We start from the raw sequence: 16268 nt of genomic DNA on the forward strand, positions 1-16268 counted from the left end.
GACCCTCAATGGCCCCCGACTCATCGCTTCCGCATCCCGCCTGGACGCACGACATCGCCGTCGAACCCGGCGCCGACCTGTGGGTCTTCGGCTATGGCTCGCTGATGTGGAATCCCGGTTTCCCCTTTGTGGAGCGGCACGCGGCGACCCTGCCGGGATACCACCGCAGCTTCTGCGTCGCCTCCCACCGCTACCGCGGGACGCCGGAACGGCCGGGGCTGGTGCTGGGGCTGGACCGCGGCGGGTCCTGCCGCGGCATCGTCTTCCGGGTGGCGGCGGCGGACGTGCCCGCGACGCTGGATTACCTGTGGGAGCGGGAGATGGACAACCGCGTCTATCTGCCGAGGATGCTGCGGGTGCGCCTGCGCGACGGCAGGGCTGCTGAAGGGGGGGAGGCGGTCAGCGCCTGCTGCTTCATCGTCGACCGCAGCCATCCGCAATATTGCCGCGGACTGGACGAGGCGTCGGTCGTCTGCCGCATCGCCGACTGCTGCGGCCAGCGCGGCCCCAACATCGACTACCTCGCCAACACGGTCGAGCATTTGAAGGAGCTCGGCATCTGCGACGCCCGGCTGTCGAAGCTGTATGACCGGGTGCGCGGCGTTCCGGGGTGATCCGGCAGTCGTTCAGGACGGCGGACGGCATCCTGGACAGCATCGGCGCGGCGTGACGCCGCGCTGGCGCTCCGGTGTCGGGGCGACCATCTTCATGGGCATGACGATCCTGCGCATCCCGGCTCTGGCCTTCGCGGGAGCGGCACTTGCCCTGGGCGTGGTCGCCCCGGCCGGCGCCGCACCGCTGCATCACGACATCGAGCTGACGCTCGATCCGGCCGCCGGACGGATGGAGGCGGTGGACCGGCTGACCCTGCCGGCCGGTGCCCAATCGCTGCGGCTGGACCCGGCGCTGACGGTGCAGGAGGTCCGGGCCGGCGACAGGCCGGTTCCGGTGGAGCGGCGCGGCGACCGCCTGCGGCTGGTGGTGCCGGAGGGGGCGGACGCGGTGACCATCCGCTATGGTGGGCGGCTGCCCGGATTCGCCGCCGGCACCGGCTTGGCACTGGATGGCGAGGGCGCGTTCCTCCCGGGGCTGGGCGGCTGGCTGCCCGACCCGGCCTCCGCTGCCGACGAGCCGCCGAGCTGGCGCCTGTCGGTGAGGGTGCCGGCCCCCTATGTCGCGGTCGCCACCGGCCGGCTGGTGGAGGAGGGGAATGAGGCCGGCGGCTACCGCGCGGTGTTCGCGGAGGATCGCAGCGTCGAGGAGCCTTCCGTCTTCGCCGGGGCCTGGACGGTGGAGGAGCGGCCGGCGGGGCCCTTGCGCCTGCGGCTCTACCGCCATCCGGAGCAGGCCGGGCTGGCCGACGGCTATCTCGGCCTGTCGGAGCAGGCGATCGCGGCGGGGGCCGCGCGCATCGGTGCCTATCCCTTCGACGGCTTCAGCATTGTCTCGGTTCCGCCGCCGGTCGGGCTGGGCTTTCCCGGCCTGACCGCCATCGGCCGGGCAGTGCTGCCGCTGCCCTTCATCCGCAGCCAGTCGCTGACCCACGAGATCATGCACAACTGGTGGGGCAACGGTGTCCGGGTGGGCGAGGGCGGCAATTGGGCGGAAGGGCTGACCACCTACATGGCCGACTATGCGGCGGCCCAGGCGCGCGGCGGCGACGCGGCGCGAGCGATGCGGCTGGACTGGCTGCGCGACTATGCCGCCCTGCCGGCCGAGCGCGACCGGCCGCTGACCGGTTTCCTGTCCAAGACGCACGATGCTTCGCAGATCGTCGGTTATGGCAAGGCGGCGATGCTGTTCCACATGCTGGAGGCGGAGATCGGCCGCGACGCCTTCGACGCCGGCATCCGGAAATTCTGGAGTGGTTTCGCCTTCCGCACTGCCGGCTGGACGGACCTGCGCCGATCCTTCGAGGCGGCATCCGACCGCGATCTCGGCGGGCTGTTCGGCCAATGGGTGGAGCGCCGGGGTGCGCCGATGCTGACCCTGGCGGATGCCCGCGCCGACGGGGACGGCGTGCTGCTGACCCTGCGGCAGGAGGCCGACGCACCCTATGCCCTGGCGGTGCCGGTTCGGTTGGAGACGGCGGCCGGGGTGGAGGACCGCATCGTCCGCCTCGACGGCCGGCAGGCGACGCTGCGGCTGTCCGCCGGGGCGGCGGTGCGGGCGGTGTCGGTCGACCCCGATTTCGACCTGTTCCGCCGTCTGGCGCCGGGCGAGGCGCCGCCGATCCTGCGCGACGTCACCCTGCGGCCGGGTGCCGAGCGGGTGATCGCTGCGGATGGTGACGCGGCGGACGCGGCACGGACGCTGGCCGGCCGGCTGATCGACGGTGCCGGGAGAGAGGGCGGCGACAAGGCGGCGCCGGTGCTGCTGGTGGGGACCGACGCGGCGGTGGCACGGGAACTGGCGCGGCGCAGTCTGTCGCCGGTGCCGGCGGAACTGGCCGGGCGCGGCAGCGCCAGGGTGTGGGTGTCGCGTGCGGCGGACGGGCGGACGGCCCTGGTGGTGTCGGGCGTCGATGCCGAAGCCCTGCGCGCTCTCTTCCGGCCGCTGCCGCATTACGGACGGCAAAGCTGGCTGGTGTTCGAGGGAGCCAATGCGGTGGACCGCGGCGTGTGGGCCGTCGGTGACAGCCCGCTGCGCCGGGTGGTGGGGCGGTAGAGGAGGAAGCGGGCGCCACACAGGCGGCGGGTGTGGCGCCCCGCCTCCGGCCTTACCCCTCTTTCCCTTCGCCCCAGACCAGCCCGTTGAACAGCGGCTCGATCACCGGCTGGCCGACGTCGCGGGTGATGAAGACCAGCTTGGTGCGGTGGTCGTCGCTGGGCCAGTCCTCCAGCCGGACCGGCGGGTGGAACATGTGCTGGACGCCGTGGACGACAACGGGCAGCTCGCTTTCCTGGACGTTCAGCAGCCCCTTCACCCGCAGCAGGTTCTCGCCGGCCTGGGCGATCAGCGCCTCCATGAAATCGACGAAGCCGTTCCAGGGAATCGGACGGTCGATCACCATGCAGAAGGCGCGGATGTGGTCGTCATGGCGGTTGGCGTCGTGGTGATGATGCTCATGGCCGCAGTCGGGGCCACAATGGTCGCCATGGTCGTGATCGTGGTTATGATCGTGATCATGCCCATGATGGTCATGTCCATCGTGATCATGGTCGTGATGCTCATGCGCCTTGGCCTGCTCGTCGCGATAGGCCTCCTCGCGCAGCCAGCGGGCGACGTCGGGGCTCTTGGTCTCCGGATTGTAGAGGCCGGCATCGAACAGCCTGGCCGGATCGATGTCGCCATGGGCGGCGGGAATGACCGGGGCGGCCGGGTTGATGGCGGCGAGGCGCTGCATCAGGGCGACGGTCGCCGCTGGGGTGGCGACGTCGGTCTTGGTCAGCACGATGCGGTCGGCGACGGCCGCCTGCTTCACGCTTTCCGGCTGGCGGTCGAGCTGGAGCGAGCCGTGCGCCGCATCGACCGTGGCGATGACGCCGTCCAGGCGGAAGCGGGCGGCCAGCAGTGGGTCCGACATCAGGGTGTGGATGATCGGGGCCGGGTCGGCGAGGCCGGTCGTCTCCACCACCACCCGGTCGAAATCGGGGATCTCGCCCTTCACCCGCTTCAGGAACAGGTCGCGCAGTGTGTCGACCAGATCGCCGCGGATGGTGCAGCACAGGCAGCCGCTGTCCATCAGCACCATGTTCTCCGACGCCTTGGCGACCAGCAGATGGTCGAGCCCGACCTCGCCGAACTCGTTGATGACGATGGCGGTGCGGGCCATGGCCGGGTTGCGCAGCAACGCCTGGAGCAGCGTGGTCTTGCCGCTGCCGAGGAAGCCGGTCAGCACCGAGACGGGAAGACGGGCGGGAGGGGCGGCGGGAGCGCTCAACGGGGATTCTCCTGACAGGATTTGCACAGGCCGCGCACCTCGACGGTGGGGCGCTGGACACGGAAGCCGCGCCCGGCCGCCGCGGCGTCGATGGCGGCGCCGACACCCGGATCGTCGATCTCGGCGGCGTCGCCGCAGGCCTCGCACACCAGGAACTGCCCGGAATGGACATCCCCCGGCGCGGCACAGCCGACATAGGCGTTCAGCGATTCGATGCGGTGGACCAGCCCCTGTTCGACCAGGAACTCCAGCGCGCGGTAGACGGTCAGGGGTGCCGCCGCCTTGCCTTCCTGCTGGCTGAGATCCTCCAGGATCGCATAGGCGCCGCGCGGCCGGTGGCTGGACCACACCAGCTCCAGCACGCGGCGGCGCAGCGCGGTCAGCCGCGCCCCCCGTTCGGCGCAAAGCGCGTCGGCACGGGTCAGGGCATCGGCGATGCAGTGGGTGTGGTCGTGAAGCGCGGACATAGGTGTTACTTTATAACACTCTGTCGGCCGTTGCAACCCGGCCAAGGGAAAAGGCGGCCCCGGGGGAGGGACCGCCTTGCCGAGTGGCGATTGTTTTTCTTGGGGCCGTCTTTTTCAAGAGCCGGGACGTGACGCGACCGCGGGGCAGGGGTCGCCATCCTTCTCGCTGACCCATTTGGGACGGGCAGGGCGACCGCACCGGGCCGCTGTTGGGTACGATAGCGGGCCGGCATGACCGTTTGCGGGCGGGCCGGTGACCGTTCGATGAAGTTTGGCCGTCAGTCCGCCGTCTCCGCCTTCCCCTTGCGCTCGTTGTAGAGGGCCAGCGCCCGGTCGCGCGCAACGGCATGGTCGAGGATCGGGCGCGGGTAATCGTCGCCCAGCCTGACGCCGGCCTGCCGCAGAACCTCGGTGGGGGCTGCCCAGGGCTGGTGGATCCAGCGCGGCGGCAGCCGGTCCAGTTCGGGCACATAGCGGCGGACGTAATCGCCCTGGGGGTCGAACTTTTCGCCCTGCAGGACGGGATTGAAGACGCGGAAGAAGGGAGCGGCGTCGGTGCCGCAGCCGGCCACCCACTGCCAGTTGCCGGCATTCTGGGCGAGATCGCCGTCGACCAACGTGTCCCAGAACCAGCGCTCCCCCTCCTGCCAGGGCAGAAGCAGGTCCTTGATCAGGAAGGAGGCGACGATCATCCTCACCCGGTTGTGCATCCAGCCGGTTTCCCACAGCTGGCGCATGCCGGCATCGACGATGGGATAGCCGGTGCGTCCGCGCTGCCAGGCCTGCAGGCCGGCCGCGTCCTGGCGCCAGGGGAAGTCGGCGAAGCGGCGGTCGAGCGGGCTGTCGGGAAGCTCCGGCGCATGGTGAAGCAGGTGATGCTGGAACTCGCGCCAGCCGATTTCGCGCAGGAAGACCTCGACGCCGGGCGCCAGTTCCGGCCGGGCGTCGGCGGCATGGCGGGCGGCGTGCCAGATCTGCCGCGGCCCGATCTCTCCGAAGGCCAGATAGGGCGACAGGGCGGACGTGCCGGGATGGTCCGGCCGGTCGCGCTCCGTCCCATAGACCCCGACCGGACCGTCGAGGAAATCGGCGAGGCGCGACCGCGCGGCCGTTTCCCCCGGAACCCAGCGCTTGCGCAGGCCGGCGGCCCAATCGGGTTTGGTCGGCAAGAGGTCCCAGCTTTCGAGCGCGTCGCTGGCCGGCGCGGGGGCCGGCGCCTTCAGCGCGGCCGGGGCGCGGGTCGGCAGCGGCGGGTCCAGCGTGGCCCACAGGTGCCGCCAGAAGGGGGTGAAGACCTTGAACGGACCGCCACTCTTGTTCTTGACGGTCCAGGGTTCCGCCAGCAGGCTGGCGTTGAAGCTGCGGGCATCGATGCCGCGTGCCTTCAGCCGTTCCTTGATCGCCGCGTCGCGGGCGGTCTGGGCGGGGGCATAGCGGCGGTTCCAAAGCACGCAGTCCGCTCCGGTTTCCGCGATCAGTGTCTCCAGCACCGCCCCCGGCTCGCCCCGGCGCAGCAGCAATGGCGAACCATGGCGGGCGCAGCAGGTGGCGAGCCGCTCCAGGCTGCCATGCAGCCACCAGCGCTGTGCCCCGCCCAGGGGCCAGGGATCGCCGGTCTCCTCTTCCAGGATGTAGAGCGGGATGACCGGCGCGCCGCGTTCGGCGGAAGCCTGGGCGGCTGCGGTCAGCGCCGGGTTGTCGGCAAGGCGCAGGTCGTTGCGGAACCAGACGATGATGGGAGAGGCGGACATGCACGGCGCTCGGTTGGACGTCTCCGGACCACCCGATATAGGCTGCGCTCACGCTTCGGCCAGAGCATTCGGCAGAGTCAGCGCGCGCGGTCCGGCGACAAACGGGCGCAGGGGAAGCGGTAGACCCGGCCGCGGGCCGTCATCAGCACCTCGAACCCCGGTGCCAAAAGCCCGTCGAAGGCCACGTCCAGCACATTCAGCCCGCCGGTGAAGCTGCCGAAGGCCGGCAGGATCAGCTTGGCCCCGTCATGGGCGAAGCAGCGTTCGCGCACCCGCCGCCCGGCCAGCGCCACCGCGGCGGCCGGATGCAGGTGGCCCGACAGCTCGCCGACGGCCCCCGGCTCGGCCTCGTGACGGAAGGTCAGCGGGCCGATGGTCAGCTCTTCCACCACCCGGCCGCCGAAGCCCTGCGGCGGTTCGGGGTCGTGGTTGCCGGTGATCCACACCCAGTCGGCGACAGCATCGGTCAGGGCGCGCAGCCGCCCGACATCCGCCGGGTCCATCCGCTCCGCCGCCCGGCGGTCGTGGAAGCTGTCGCCCAGGCACAGCACGCGCGCCGGCCTCTCCCGTGCGATCAGCCCGGCCAGCCGGTCCAGCGTCGCCCGCGTGTCGTAGGGCGGCAGCATCCGGCCGCGTGCGGCAAAGGCGGAGCCTTTTTCCAGATGCAGGTCGGCGACGGCGAGGATGCTCTCATCCGGCCACAGCAGAGCGCCCGATGGATCGGCCAGCAGGTTGGCACCGCGGAGTGTCAGGGCGACGCGGGTGTCATCGCCCTGACAGGCAGGGCCGGGAGCTTGGGAGGAAGCTGACAACGTTCGTTTACCGGCGATCATCGGAAATGGCCAATATCCATGAAATTTTTGTGGGCATGATGTTTGCAGCCGGATGGGGCGCCGCCGTGGAGGCATGGCGGATCACAATCATACCCGGAGGATACCCATGGCCACAGTGACGTTCACCGGTCTGAACATGCCCAAGGACATGACCGTCTACGCGGTCGCCGGCGATACCGGCACTCTGCTGGCGCTGGCGAAGAAGCACGATATCCCGATCCCGTTCCAGTGCCAGGACGGCGAGTGCGGATCCTGCCTCGTCAAGGTGACCTATCTGGACGGGAAGACCCCGATGGCCATCGATCTGACCGAAAAGGAGAAGGTCACCCTGTCCGTCAATGGCAAGCTGAACCGGGACCTGTTGGAGGCGGCGGAGAACGCCCACCGTCCGCCGCCCTACCGTCTGGCCTGCCAGTTCATCGTCCGTGACGAGACCATTCTGGTCGAGTTCAGCGGCGAACCGGGCGTGGAGCCGGAACTGCGCAAGTAACCTGCGATCGGCATGGGGCGGTGTCACAACGACAACCGTCCCTGCTGGGGGCGTCCCTGCTGCGGGCGCCCCGCTTTCGTTTTCGCGGGTCGCGGCGGAGCCAGTTCCGGCATCGCCTCGGCCAGCAGTTCGGCCTCGGCGGCGGCGAGCAGTTCATCGGTGGCGCTGCCGTCCACCCGCTCGCGGCCGATCTCCAGGATCACCGGCACCGCCAGCGGCGAGATGCGGTCGAGAACCTTGTGGGTGATGCGCCCGCGCACCCGCGCCAGGAAATCGGACAGGCGGCGGATGTCGGTCAGCCCGCCGGCGGCATCGGCCCGCGTCGCCCGCAGCAGCACATGGCCGGGGTCGTGCTTGCGCAGCACGTCATAGATCAGGTCGGAGGAGAAGGTGACCTGCCGCCCGGTCTTCTCCTGTCCCGGATGTCGGCGGTCGATCACCCCGGCGATCAGCGCCACATTGCGGAAGGTCCGCCGCAGCATCGACGATTCGTCCATCCAGGCTTCCAGATCGTCGCCCAGCATGTCCTGGTCGAACAGCGCGTCCATATCCGTGGGCGAGCGCAGCGACCACACCGCCAGCACGTAATCGGTGGCGACGAAGCCCAGCGGACCCAGACCGAACCGTTCCATCCGCCGGGTCAGCAGCATGCCCAGCGTCTGGTGGGCATTGCGTCCCTCGAAGGCGTAGGCGACGAGGAACTGCTTTCCGGCCTTGGGGAAGGTTTCGACCAGCAGACCGTCGCGGTTGGGCAGGACCGAGCGGTGGCGCTGAAGCCGCAGCCATTCCTGCACATCCTCCGGCAAGCCGTCCCACTGGCGCGGATCGGCCAGCATGGCGCGCACGCGCTCGGCCAGATGGGTGGACAGCGGCAGCCGCCCGCCGGCATAGGCGGGCACCTTCGGATCGCCGGTGCCGCCCTTGGCGACCTGCGCCTCCATCTCGCGCACGCCGAGGAATTTCAGCAGTTGGCCGGCGAACAGGAAGGTGTCGCCGGGCGTCAGGCCCTGGATGAAATACTCCTCCACCTCGCCCAGCACCGGACCGCGGTTGAGGCGGACGCGCAGCAGCGCCTCCTGGGTGATGGTGCCGACATTCATGCGGTACTGGCGCGCCACCGCCGGGCCGGCCACCGCCATCCGGCCGTCCTCGCGCAGCTTCAAACGCTGGAACCGGTCATAGGCGCCGAGCGCGTAGCCGCCGGTGGTGACGAAATCCAGCACGTCGTCGAACTCGTCGCGCGTCATCGCGGCATAGGGGGCGGCGGAGACCACTTCCTCATACAGCTGGTCGGGCAGGAAGGGGGCGGCGCAGGCCATGCCGAGCAGATGCTGGGACAGCACGTCGAGCCCGCCCGGCCGCGGCGCTTCGCCGTCCAGCGTGTGGTCGTGCACCGCCTCCAGCGCGGCGCGGCACTCCAGCACCTCGAAACGGTTGGCGGGGACCAGCAGGGCGCGGCTCGGCTCGTCCAGCCGGTGGTTGGCGCGGCCGATGCGCTGGACCAGCCGGCTCGACCCCTTCGGCGCGCCGATCTGCACCACCAGATCGACCGCCGCCCAGTCGATGCCGAGATCGAGCGAGGAGGTCGCGACCACCGCCCGCAACTCGCCGCGCGCCATGGCGCCCTCGACCTTGCGGCGCTGCTCCACCGCCAGCGAGCCGTGGTGCAGCGCGATGGGGAGATTGTCGTCGTTGACCCGCCACAGCGCCTGGAACACCAGCTCGGCCTGGGCACGGGTGTTGACGAACAGCAGGGTGGTGCGCTGGCGGCGGACGCGCTCGTAGATTTCCTTCATGGCGTGCATCGCCATGTGGCCGGCCCACGGCACCCGTTCCTGCGAGGTCAGGATCTCGACCTCCGCCTGGGCGCCGCTGCGGCCCAGCACGAGGCGCACGTCGTCGGAGCCGCTTCCGTCATGCCGGCCGCGGCGCGACAGCCAGGCCAGCAGCCGCTCCGGTTCCGCCACCGTGGCGGACAGACCGACGCGGCGGGCGGCGGGGGCGAGCCGCGACAGCCGGGCCAGCCCGAGCGCCAGCAGGTCGCCGCGCTTGGTGCCGGCGAGCGCATGCAGTTCGTCGATGATGACGCAGCGGAGATTGCGGAACAGCTTGTCGGCGTCGGTATAGGACAGCAGCAGCGCCAGGCTTTCCGGCGTCGTCATCAGCATGTGCGGCGGATGGGTGCGCTGGCGGCGGCGCTTGGCCTCCGGCGTGTCGCCTGTGCGGTTCTCCGCCCGGATCGGCAGCCGCATCTCGGCGATCGGCTGTTCCAGATTGCGCTGGATGTCGACCGCCAGAGCCTTCAGCGGCGAGATATAGAGGGTGTGCAGCCCCTCGCGCGGCCGTTCCGCCAGCTCGATCAGCGAGGGCAGGAAGCCGGCCAGCGTCTTGCCGCCGCCGGTCGGCGCGATCAGCAGCGCGCTTTCGCCCCGTTCGGCTGCCTCCACCATCGCGACCTGATGCGGATGGGGTGCCCAGCCGCGCGACCGGAACCACGCGGCGACGTTGGGCGGGATCAAGGCAGGAGGGGATGCATCCATGGCGGCCGGACTGTACCGGAACGCCTGGAACGTAGAAAGAACGAAGTGGGGGTGGTTAGACCGCCGCCGCCTTCTTCATGCCGAAGCAATGCTCCGGTCCCGGGAAGGCGCGGGTCCGCACTTCGGCGGCGTAGGTCGCGGCGGCCTCGCTGACCGTCTCGCCCAGATTGGCGTAGCGCTTGACGAATTTCGGCTGGAAAGCGCCGAACAGCCCCAGCATGTCGTCGGTGACCAGGACCTGACCGTCACAGGCCGGCGAGCCGCCGATGCCGATGGTGGGAATCGCCACCTCCTCGGTGATGCGGCGGGCCAGCGCCTCCATCGTGCCTTCGATCACCAGGGTGAAGGCGCCGGCCTCGGAAATCGCGCGGGCGTCGGCGACGATCCGCTCCGCCGCCTCGGCGTCGCGGCCGACAGCCTTGTAGCCGCCCAGCGTGTTCACGGATTGTGGCGTCAGCCCGACATGGCCCATCACCGGGATGCCGCGGGCGGTCAGGAAGGCGACCGTCTCGGCCATCTCGATGCCGCCTTCCAGCTTGATCGCCTGGGCGCCGGTCTCGGCCATTACGCGCGCGGAGGCGCGGAAGGCCGCCTCCTTGCTTTCCTGATAGCTGCCGAAGGGCAGGTCGACCACCACGCAGGCGCGCTCCGATGCGCGCACCACGGCGGCGCCGTGGGCGATCATCGTGTCCAGCGTCACCGGAAGCGTGCTGTCCAGCCCATAGACCACCATGCCCAGCGAATCGCCGACCAGCAGAATGTCGACATGCGGGTCGAGCAGCCGGGCCACCGGGGCGGTGTAGGCAGTCAGGCAGACAATGGGCTCGCCCCCCTTGCGGGCGCGCAGCGCCGGGACCGAATGGCGGGCGGTAAGGTTGGAAGCGCTCATGATCGGGCCTTTCCAAGGCTGGATGCAACGGGCCGAAGGGGGGGCGGTTCAGCTCGCTGACCAGTCAATACGCTTGGTCGACGCACAGTCGAACCAAGAAAAATGGCGCAGATACACCAAAACCGCCCACGCGAGGTTCGCGGGACGGTCGGGTGCAAGACACAAGGGGTCTTGGGCGCGCATCACACGCGCCCTTCGCAGTCGCTAAGCGCGACTGGCGATTAGTAGCCCTCGCGTTCCATCCGCTTGCGGAGCAGCTTCCGGGTGCGACGCACCGCTTCGGCCTTCTCACGCGCACGCTTCTCCGAGGGCTTCTCGTAGTTACGGCGGAGCTTCATTTCACGGAAAATGCCCTCGCGCTGCATCTTCTTCTTGAGCGCGCGGAGGGCCTGATCGACGTTGTTATCTCGGACCAGAACTTGCACGTTAACCGTCACCCTTCCAAGTGAAGCATGTTGCGCAAAGGCAACAAATAGGCATGCGCGGCGGGCGCACCCCTTGTGTGGGCGCAGTGTGTAGCATGCTCCATCGTCTTTGTGAAGGGGAGTCTTCGGTTCACCGGCATAAGCCCGGCCATAAGCCCCGTCGGGAACCACAGGAAACGGTTGCCCCGGCCGTGTCCACACTCCAGATATAGCGGCATGCCAGTGCTTCCAATCGCCCGGATGGGCAATCCCGTACTCCGCAAGATCGCGGAGCCCATCGCCGACCCGACCGATCCGGCAGTCGCCCGGCTGGCGGCCGACATGATCGCCACCATGCTGGACGCGCCCGGAGTCGGCCTTGCCGCCCCGCAGATCTCCGAGCTGCGCCGGATCGTTGTCTTCCGCGTCCCCGCCGACCGCGGCGAGGGGGAGGAGGTGGCCAACACCGTCCTGGTCAATCCGGTGATCGAGCCGCAGACCGACGAAAAGGTTCTGGGCTGGGAAGGCTGCCTGTCGATTCCGGGCCTGCGCGGGCTGGTGCCGCGCTACAAGCACATCCGCTACCGCGGCTATGGCCTCGACGGCGCCCGGATCGAGCGCGAGGCGTCGGGTTTCCATGCCCGCGTGGTCCAGCACGAGGTCGACCACCTGGACGGTGTGCTCTATCTTGATCGCATGGACGATCTGCAGCTCCTGGTCTGCACCGAGGAGATGCATCACCTCAACGCCGCGCTGGCAGCGGCGACTCGTGACACCGACGCGCCGTCCCGGACCTGAGGGCCGGCGCAGGGAGAGTTGGCTATGAGCATCGACACGCTTCGCGACGAGATCCTGGTGGCGAGCCTGCCCAATGTCGTTTTCGACGGCTGGAGCCTGCAGTCCCTGCGCGACGGCACCCAGATGGCGGGGCACGAGCCGTCGGCGCTGCTGCGCGCCTTCCCCGGCGGCGTCACCGATGCGGTGGAGCATTTCGCCGACTGGGCCGACCGCCAGATGCTGGACCGGCTGGAGGCGCAGCCGCTGGCCGAGATGAAGGTGCGCGAGCGCATCTCGCTCGCCGTCCGTACCTATTTCGAGGTGCTGGAGCCGTACCGCGAGGCCAAGCGCCGGCAACTGTCCTATCTGGCCATGCCGCAGAATGTGGCGCTCGGCCTGCGGCTGCTTTACCGCACGGTCGATGCCATGTGGTTCGCCGCCGGCGACAGCTCCACCGACTACAACCATTACACCAAGCGGGCGCTGCTGGCGGCGGTGGTCAGCTCCTCCACCTTCTATTGGCTGGACGACAAGTCGGACGACCATGCCGAAACCCGCGCCTTCATCGACCGCCGGCTGGCCGACGTGATGGCGGTGGGCAAGGCGACCTCGTCGGTCGGCAAGCTCGGCTCGATGCTGAACCTCATCCCCAACCCGCTGCGTTTCGCCCGCCAGATGCGCCAGCGCACCACCAGCGCCCAGGCGAGCAACGCGACGGTCCATATGGCAGAGAATATCTGAGAGGCGTGTGCCCTCTCCCGAGGCGGGGGAGGGCACTTTACGTCCGTTTCGCCTTGGCGGCCTTCTTCGCCGCGGCCCGCAGCGCCGCCTCGAACCCCGACCGGGCCCAGGGCAGCAGTTCGTCGCGGTCGTCGAATGCCGAATCGGGAGGCGGGTAGTAGGACAGGGTGGTGGGTTTGTCCGGCATCGGCCGGAAGGGCTCCAGGCCCAGCTCCGCGAAGGATGCGCGGTTCACGTCATCCGCCTTGAAATAGAGAATTTCGTCGGCGATCAGCGCGAAGGTCAGCCCGTCGATCGACAGGCCATAGCCGCCGAACATGCGGCGCACACGCACGTCGCCCAGCGGCGCCAGCATCTCGCAGAGTGTCGCGACATACTCGCTGGGCGGCTGGGCGGGCATCTGTTCGGACGGTTACTTCTTGCGGAAGGCGTCCAGGGCCACGACCTCGCCACGCTTCGGCTCTTCGGCCGGGGCGCTTTCCTCTGCCTTCTCCTCCGCACGCTCGGCGGCGCGGGGCGGCATGGTCGCGACCTCCGCCGATTCGGCGGCGGCCAGCGGCTGGAACTGGAGGGCGAAGTTCACCGACGGGTCGGCGAAGGTGGTGATGGCGGCGAACGGAATCACCAGCCGCTCATGCACGTTGTTGAAGCTCAGCGTGACCTCGAAATGATCGTCGGTCACGTCCAGCCCGTAATACTGGAACTGGAGGACGATGGTCATCTCGTTCGGATACTGCGAGGACAGGTAATCCGGGATCTCGACACCGGGGAAGCCGGTGCGGAAGGTCAGGTAGAAATGGTGATTGCCCGGCAAGCCGCGCTCGGCAACCTCGGTCAGCGCGTCGCGGACAACGCCGCGCAACGCGGTCTCGACCATCCGGTCATAGCGGAGCTGCTCTTTCGGCATGCTTGGGCGGGTCCCTGGTAACGCGATCGGTCTTGCGTCCCGTCTTGGCCAAGGGCCGGCACGAAACGCTGGGAAGAGGTGTGGGCCTTCTGTTGCTAGGCGGCCCACGGCCCCACCCTTAGGCGCTAACCCTCGGGGATTAGGTTTAGGCTACCAGCCGCCGTTAGGCAGCGAGGCGAGCCTGAGCAACGTTGTCGTTGGCAACTATTGCAACGGCCCGATAACGGCGGAACCATGCCGAGCGAAAACCATGCCTTTACTACGCGTGTCGATCCTGTTTCGCCCCCAACGACCCCGGTCAACGAGTCCGGTGTATGGTTGGTGGAGGCGCCGGGTACCGCCCCCGGGTCCACAACGCTTATTCCACAAGGCGTTTATCGCCATAGTCGGCGAACCGACGTCGCGAATATAGGCACTCCGGCCCGGCAAGGGAAGGGCTTGTGTGACGTGATCGCCAAATGCGTGGTTATCGTGCACTTCCGCAGGGCTTCCCCCGCATGAGGACGGATTGTCCCGTTCCCGTGCCGCGCGCCGTCTGGTAAGAGTGCCGGCTTCGTAACCCCGGAGTCACCATGCCGATCACGCCCGAGCAGCGCGACGAAATCGATCGCCTGCGCGCCGTCACCGCCACCACCCGCCGCGCCACCGTCCCGGCCCTGGAGGATATCCTCTATCAGCCGCTGGAGGTGCTGGACCACGGCTTCGTCCGCGTCATCGACTATATGGGCGACGATGCTGCGGTCGTGCAGGCGGCGCGCGTGTCCTATGGCAAGGGCACCAAGAAGGTCAGCGAGGATTCCGGCCTTATCAAGTATCTGATGCGCCACCGCCACTCGACCCCGTTCGAGATGTGCGAGATCAAGTTCCATGTGAAGCTGCCGATCTTCGTCGCTCGCCAGTGGATTCGCCACCGCACGGCGAACGTGAACGAATATTCGGCGCGCTATTCCATCCTCGACCGCGAGTTCTACGTGCCGGCGCCGGAACAGCTGGGCGCCCAGGCCGTGGTCAACCGCCAGGGCCGCGGCGACGTGCTGGAAGGCGAGGAGGCCGCCAACGTCATGCGGCTGCTGCGCGAGGATTCCGAACGCGCCTATGGCCACTATGAAGAGATGCTGAACCACCGCGAGGACGGTTCGGTCATCGATCCCACCCGCCAGGGGCTGGCGCGCGAACTGGCGCGGATGAACCTGTCGCTGAACTATTACACGCAGTGGTACTGGAAGGTCGATCTCCACAACCTCCTGCACTTCCTGTCGCTGCGTGCCGATGCCCATGCCCAGTATGAGATCCGCGTCTATGCCGACGCGATGCTGGACGTGGTGAAGCGCTGGGTCCCGGCGGTCTTCGAGTCTTTCACCGAATACCGCATGGGCGGCGCCCACCTGTCGCGCACCGGCCTGGACGTGGTGAAGCGTCTGCTGGCCGGCGAGCCGGTGACCCAGGAGGCCAGCGGCCTGTCCAAGCGCGAATGGCGCGAGCTGATGGACCAGCTCGGCCGCAGCGAGTCGTAAGAGGGGAGCCAGGACGATGACGCCGGATCAGGCCGAAAGCATCTATCGCCAAGGCCTGATCGCCGCGCAGGCCGGCCGCTGGGCCGAGGCGCAGGAACTGATCGCCCAGGCCATCACCGCCCGTCCCGGCGTCGCCGTCTGGTGGGCCACCTATGGGCTGGTGCTGGAAAGCCAGGGCGATCTGCCGGGTGCGGTGCAGGCCTTCGCCGGGGCGCTGAACCTCGACGGCGATCTCGCCATGGCGATGGACGGCCTGCTGGCGGCGGCGGAGACGCTGGCCGCTGCCGGCCACGCCGATCTGGCGGAGGGCTGTTACTGTCGCGCGCTGGCACTGACCCCTGGCATGCCGGCCGCTCTCGTCAAGGCAAGCGCCCTGATGTTGGTGCAGGGGGTCGACCCGTCCAAGCTGCTGTGCCGTGCAGCACTGCTCCAGCCCGAACGCCCGGCCTGACCGAACTGCCGCCGGGGCCGCTGTCAGTCGCGGTCGTCGTAGTCCTCGTCCCGCTCGTCCTCGTCCGCTTCGGCGGCGAGGCGGCGCTGGTTGGCCAGCATGTCGAGCGCGCCCTGGAGGATGTAGGCGGCGGCCATCTTGTCGACCACCTCGTCCCGGCGCTTGCGGGTCATATCGGCCTCGCCGATCATGAAGCGCTCGACGGCGGAGGTCGACAGCCGCTCGTCCCAGAAGGCGATCTCCGCCTCCCAGCCCAGCAGGTCGGAGCGCTCCAGAAGATTGTTTGCGAAGGCGCGCACCGACTCGGCGCGCGGCCCCTCCGTCCCGTCCATGTTCAGCGGCAATCCGACCACCAGCCCGCCGATGCCGTAATCGCGGATGGTCTTGCCCAGCTCGCGTGCGTCCTGGGTGAATTTGGTGCGCTTCAGCGTGCCGATTGGCGATGCGACGATCAGTCCGGGATCGGCCACCGCCAGCCCGACGGTCTTGGTGCCGACGTCAAGGCCAAGCAATCGTTGGTTTTTGCCCAGCCGGGCCGCGAGTTCGGAGAGGGTGTGGATCATCGCCCGACCATAAGGCCGCAGCCTTGTCACCGCAAGATCGCTTGAGTTGATCTCAAAG

General features: G+C 68.9%; 17 protein-coding genes and 1 other RNA gene. 7 read left to right on the forward strand and 11 right to left on the reverse strand.

Translation table 11 applies throughout. From position 1 onward, the window contains the following. Window positions 1–8 precede the first annotated feature (8 nt). Together CRT60_RS26460 and CRT60_RS26465 are read left to right on the forward strand one after the other, a co-directional pair. Complete coding sequence (locus CRT60_RS26460) at window positions 9–614, forward strand: gamma-glutamylcyclotransferase (RefSeq protein ID WP_098739503.1); 606 nt, start codon at window positions 9–11, stop codon at window positions 612–614. A gap of 52 nt (window positions 615–666) precedes the next feature. Continuing rightward, complete coding sequence (locus CRT60_RS26465) at window positions 667–2667, forward strand: M1 family metallopeptidase (protein ID WP_244592769.1); 2001 nt, start codon at window positions 667–669, stop codon at window positions 2665–2667. 52 nt (window positions 2668–2719) lie between these two features. On the opposite strand, the gene CRT60_RS26470 is transcribed toward CRT60_RS26465, so the two are convergent. The 4 genes from CRT60_RS26470 to pdeM all read right to left on the reverse strand — a co-directional run bounded on the left by CRT60_RS26470 (window position 2720) and on the right by pdeM (window position 6913). Continuing rightward, window positions 2720–3910 carry a CobW family GTP-binding protein gene (locus CRT60_RS26470; RefSeq protein ID WP_098739504.1) on the reverse strand — a complete coding sequence of 397 codons (1191 nt, stop codon included), beginning with the start codon at window positions 3908–3910 and terminating at the stop codon, window positions 2720–2722. Further along, window positions 3880–4350: a Fur family transcriptional regulator gene (locus tag CRT60_RS26475; RefSeq protein WP_098739505.1), complete on the reverse strand. Its 471-nt coding sequence runs from the start codon at window positions 4348–4350 to the stop codon at window positions 3880–3882. The genes CRT60_RS26470 and CRT60_RS26475 overlap by 31 nt, the downstream gene beginning before the upstream one ends. A gap of 278 nt (window positions 4351–4628) precedes the next feature. Then, window positions 4629–6101 (reverse strand): cryptochrome/photolyase family protein, encoded by a 1473-nt coding sequence (locus CRT60_RS26480; protein WP_098739506.1) that lies wholly within the window; start codon window positions 6099–6101, stop codon window positions 4629–4631. A gap of 77 nt (window positions 6102–6178) precedes the next feature. Beyond that, entirely contained in the window at window positions 6179–6913 is a 735-nt protein-coding gene (gene pdeM, locus CRT60_RS26485; RefSeq protein ID WP_098739507.1) for a ligase-associated DNA damage response endonuclease PdeM, read from the reverse strand. 127 nt (window positions 6914–7040) lie between these two features. Between pdeM and CRT60_RS26490 the strand changes: the two genes are divergently transcribed. After that, entirely contained in the window at window positions 7041–7424 is a 384-nt protein-coding gene (locus CRT60_RS26490; protein WP_085089807.1) for a 2Fe-2S iron-sulfur cluster-binding protein, read from the forward strand. 23 nt (window positions 7425–7447) lie between these two features. Here CRT60_RS26490 and CRT60_RS26495 read toward each other — a convergent pair whose 3' ends face one another. The 3 genes from CRT60_RS26495 to rpsU all read right to left on the reverse strand — a co-directional run bounded on the left by CRT60_RS26495 (window position 7448) and on the right by rpsU (window position 11278). Continuing rightward, a complete protein-coding gene (locus CRT60_RS26495; RefSeq protein WP_098739508.1) occupies window positions 7448–9964 on the reverse strand; it encodes a ligase-associated DNA damage response DEXH box helicase in 2517 nt (838 codons plus the stop codon). A 55-nt stretch (window positions 9965–10019) separates the two neighbouring features. Then, window positions 10020–10853, reverse strand: coding sequence for a 3-methyl-2-oxobutanoate hydroxymethyltransferase (gene panB, locus CRT60_RS26500; RefSeq protein WP_098739509.1), 834 nt, complete (start codon window positions 10851–10853; stop codon window positions 10020–10022). 221 nt (window positions 10854–11074) lie between these two features. Next, window positions 11075–11278, reverse strand: a complete 204-nt coding sequence (gene rpsU / locus CRT60_RS26505; RefSeq protein ID WP_012974546.1) for a 30S ribosomal protein S21 — start codon at window positions 11276–11278, stop codon at window positions 11075–11077. A gap of 216 nt (window positions 11279–11494) precedes the next feature. On the opposite strand from rpsU, the gene def reads away from it, so the two are divergent. Next, a complete protein-coding gene (gene def, locus CRT60_RS26510; protein WP_098739510.1) occupies window positions 11495–12055 on the forward strand; it encodes a peptide deformylase in 561 nt (186 codons plus the stop codon). Between the two features lie 24 nt (window positions 12056–12079). Next, on the forward strand, window positions 12080–12775 hold the full coding sequence (locus tag CRT60_RS26515) for a COQ9 family protein (protein WP_098739511.1): 696 nt from the start codon (window positions 12080–12082) through the stop codon (window positions 12773–12775). 37 nt (window positions 12776–12812) lie between these two features. Here the strand turns inward: CRT60_RS26515 and CRT60_RS26520 are convergent, their stop codons facing one another. From CRT60_RS26520 to ssrA, 3 genes are all read right to left on the reverse strand, one after another. Further along, window positions 12813–13175 carry a TfoX/Sxy family protein gene (locus CRT60_RS26520; protein ID WP_098739512.1) on the reverse strand — a complete coding sequence of 121 codons (363 nt, stop codon included), beginning with the start codon at window positions 13173–13175 and terminating at the stop codon, window positions 12813–12815. Window positions 13176–13187: 12 nt separating this feature from the next. Further along, window positions 13188–13682, reverse strand: coding sequence for an SspB family protein (locus CRT60_RS26525; protein ID WP_098739513.1), 495 nt, complete (start codon window positions 13680–13682; stop codon window positions 13188–13190). A gap of 77 nt (window positions 13683–13759) precedes the next feature. Beyond that, window positions 13760–14120: a transfer-messenger RNA gene (gene ssrA, locus CRT60_RS26530) on the reverse strand. Between the two features lie 134 nt (window positions 14121–14254). Here ssrA and thyX point away from each other — a divergent pair. Both thyX and CRT60_RS26540 read left to right on the forward strand, forming a co-directional pair. Further along, a complete protein-coding gene (gene thyX, locus CRT60_RS26535) occupies window positions 14255–15196 on the forward strand; it encodes an FAD-dependent thymidylate synthase (RefSeq protein WP_098739514.1) in 942 nt (313 codons plus the stop codon). A gap of 16 nt (window positions 15197–15212) precedes the next feature. Beyond that, window positions 15213–15647, forward strand: a complete 435-nt coding sequence (locus tag CRT60_RS26540; RefSeq protein ID WP_143273390.1) for a tetratricopeptide repeat protein — start codon at window positions 15213–15215, stop codon at window positions 15645–15647. A gap of 23 nt (window positions 15648–15670) precedes the next feature. Here the strand turns inward: CRT60_RS26540 and ruvX are convergent, their stop codons facing one another. Then, complete coding sequence (gene ruvX / locus CRT60_RS26545) at window positions 15671–16210, reverse strand: Holliday junction resolvase RuvX (RefSeq protein ID WP_098739515.1); 540 nt, start codon at window positions 16208–16210, stop codon at window positions 15671–15673. Window positions 16211–16268: the final 58 nt, after the last annotated feature.

The organism is Azospirillum palustre (assembly GCF_002573965.1).
Taxonomy (GTDB): domain Bacteria; phylum Pseudomonadota; class Alphaproteobacteria; order Azospirillales; family Azospirillaceae; genus Azospirillum; species Azospirillum palustre.

Excerpts from the sequence above, each read along its gene's own strand:
- CRT60_RS26495 (WP_098739508.1), bottom strand. The coding sequence starts at position 9,964 with ATGGATGCATCCCCTCCTGCCTTGATCCCGCCCAACGTCGCCGCGTGG.
- CRT60_RS26520 (WP_098739512.1), bottom strand. The coding sequence starts at position 13,175 with ATGCCCGCCCAGCCGCCCAGCGAGTATGTCGCGACACTCTGCGAGATG.
- panB (WP_098739509.1), bottom strand. The coding sequence starts at position 10,853 with ATGAGCGCTTCCAACCTTACCGCCCGCCATTCGGTCCCGGCGCTGCGC.
- CRT60_RS26515 (WP_098739511.1), top strand. The coding sequence starts at position 12,080 with ATGAGCATCGACACGCTTCGCGACGAGATCCTGGTGGCGAGCCTGCCC.
- thyX (WP_098739514.1), top strand. The coding sequence starts at position 14,255 with ATGCCGATCACGCCCGAGCAGCGCGACGAAATCGATCGCCTGCGCGCC.
- CRT60_RS26490 (WP_085089807.1), top strand. The coding sequence starts at position 7,041 with ATGGCCACAGTGACGTTCACCGGTCTGAACATGCCCAAGGACATGACC.
- CRT60_RS26540 (WP_143273390.1), top strand. The coding sequence starts at position 15,213 with ATGACGCCGGATCAGGCCGAAAGCATCTATCGCCAAGGCCTGATCGCC.
- def (WP_098739510.1), top strand. The coding sequence starts at position 11,495 with ATGCCAGTGCTTCCAATCGCCCGGATGGGCAATCCCGTACTCCGCAAG.
- CRT60_RS26460 (WP_098739503.1), top strand. The coding sequence starts at position 9 with ATGGCCCCCGACTCATCGCTTCCGCATCCCGCCTGGACGCACGACATC.
- ruvX (WP_098739515.1), bottom strand. The coding sequence starts at position 16,210 with ATGATCCACACCCTCTCCGAACTCGCGGCCCGGCTGGGCAAAAACCAA.
- CRT60_RS26525 (WP_098739513.1), bottom strand. The coding sequence starts at position 13,682 with ATGCCGAAAGAGCAGCTCCGCTATGACCGGATGGTCGAGACCGCGTTG.
- CRT60_RS26480 (WP_098739506.1), bottom strand. The coding sequence starts at position 6,101 with ATGTCCGCCTCTCCCATCATCGTCTGGTTCCGCAACGACCTGCGCCTT.
- CRT60_RS26475 (WP_098739505.1), bottom strand. The coding sequence starts at position 4,350 with ATGTCCGCGCTTCACGACCACACCCACTGCATCGCCGATGCCCTGACC.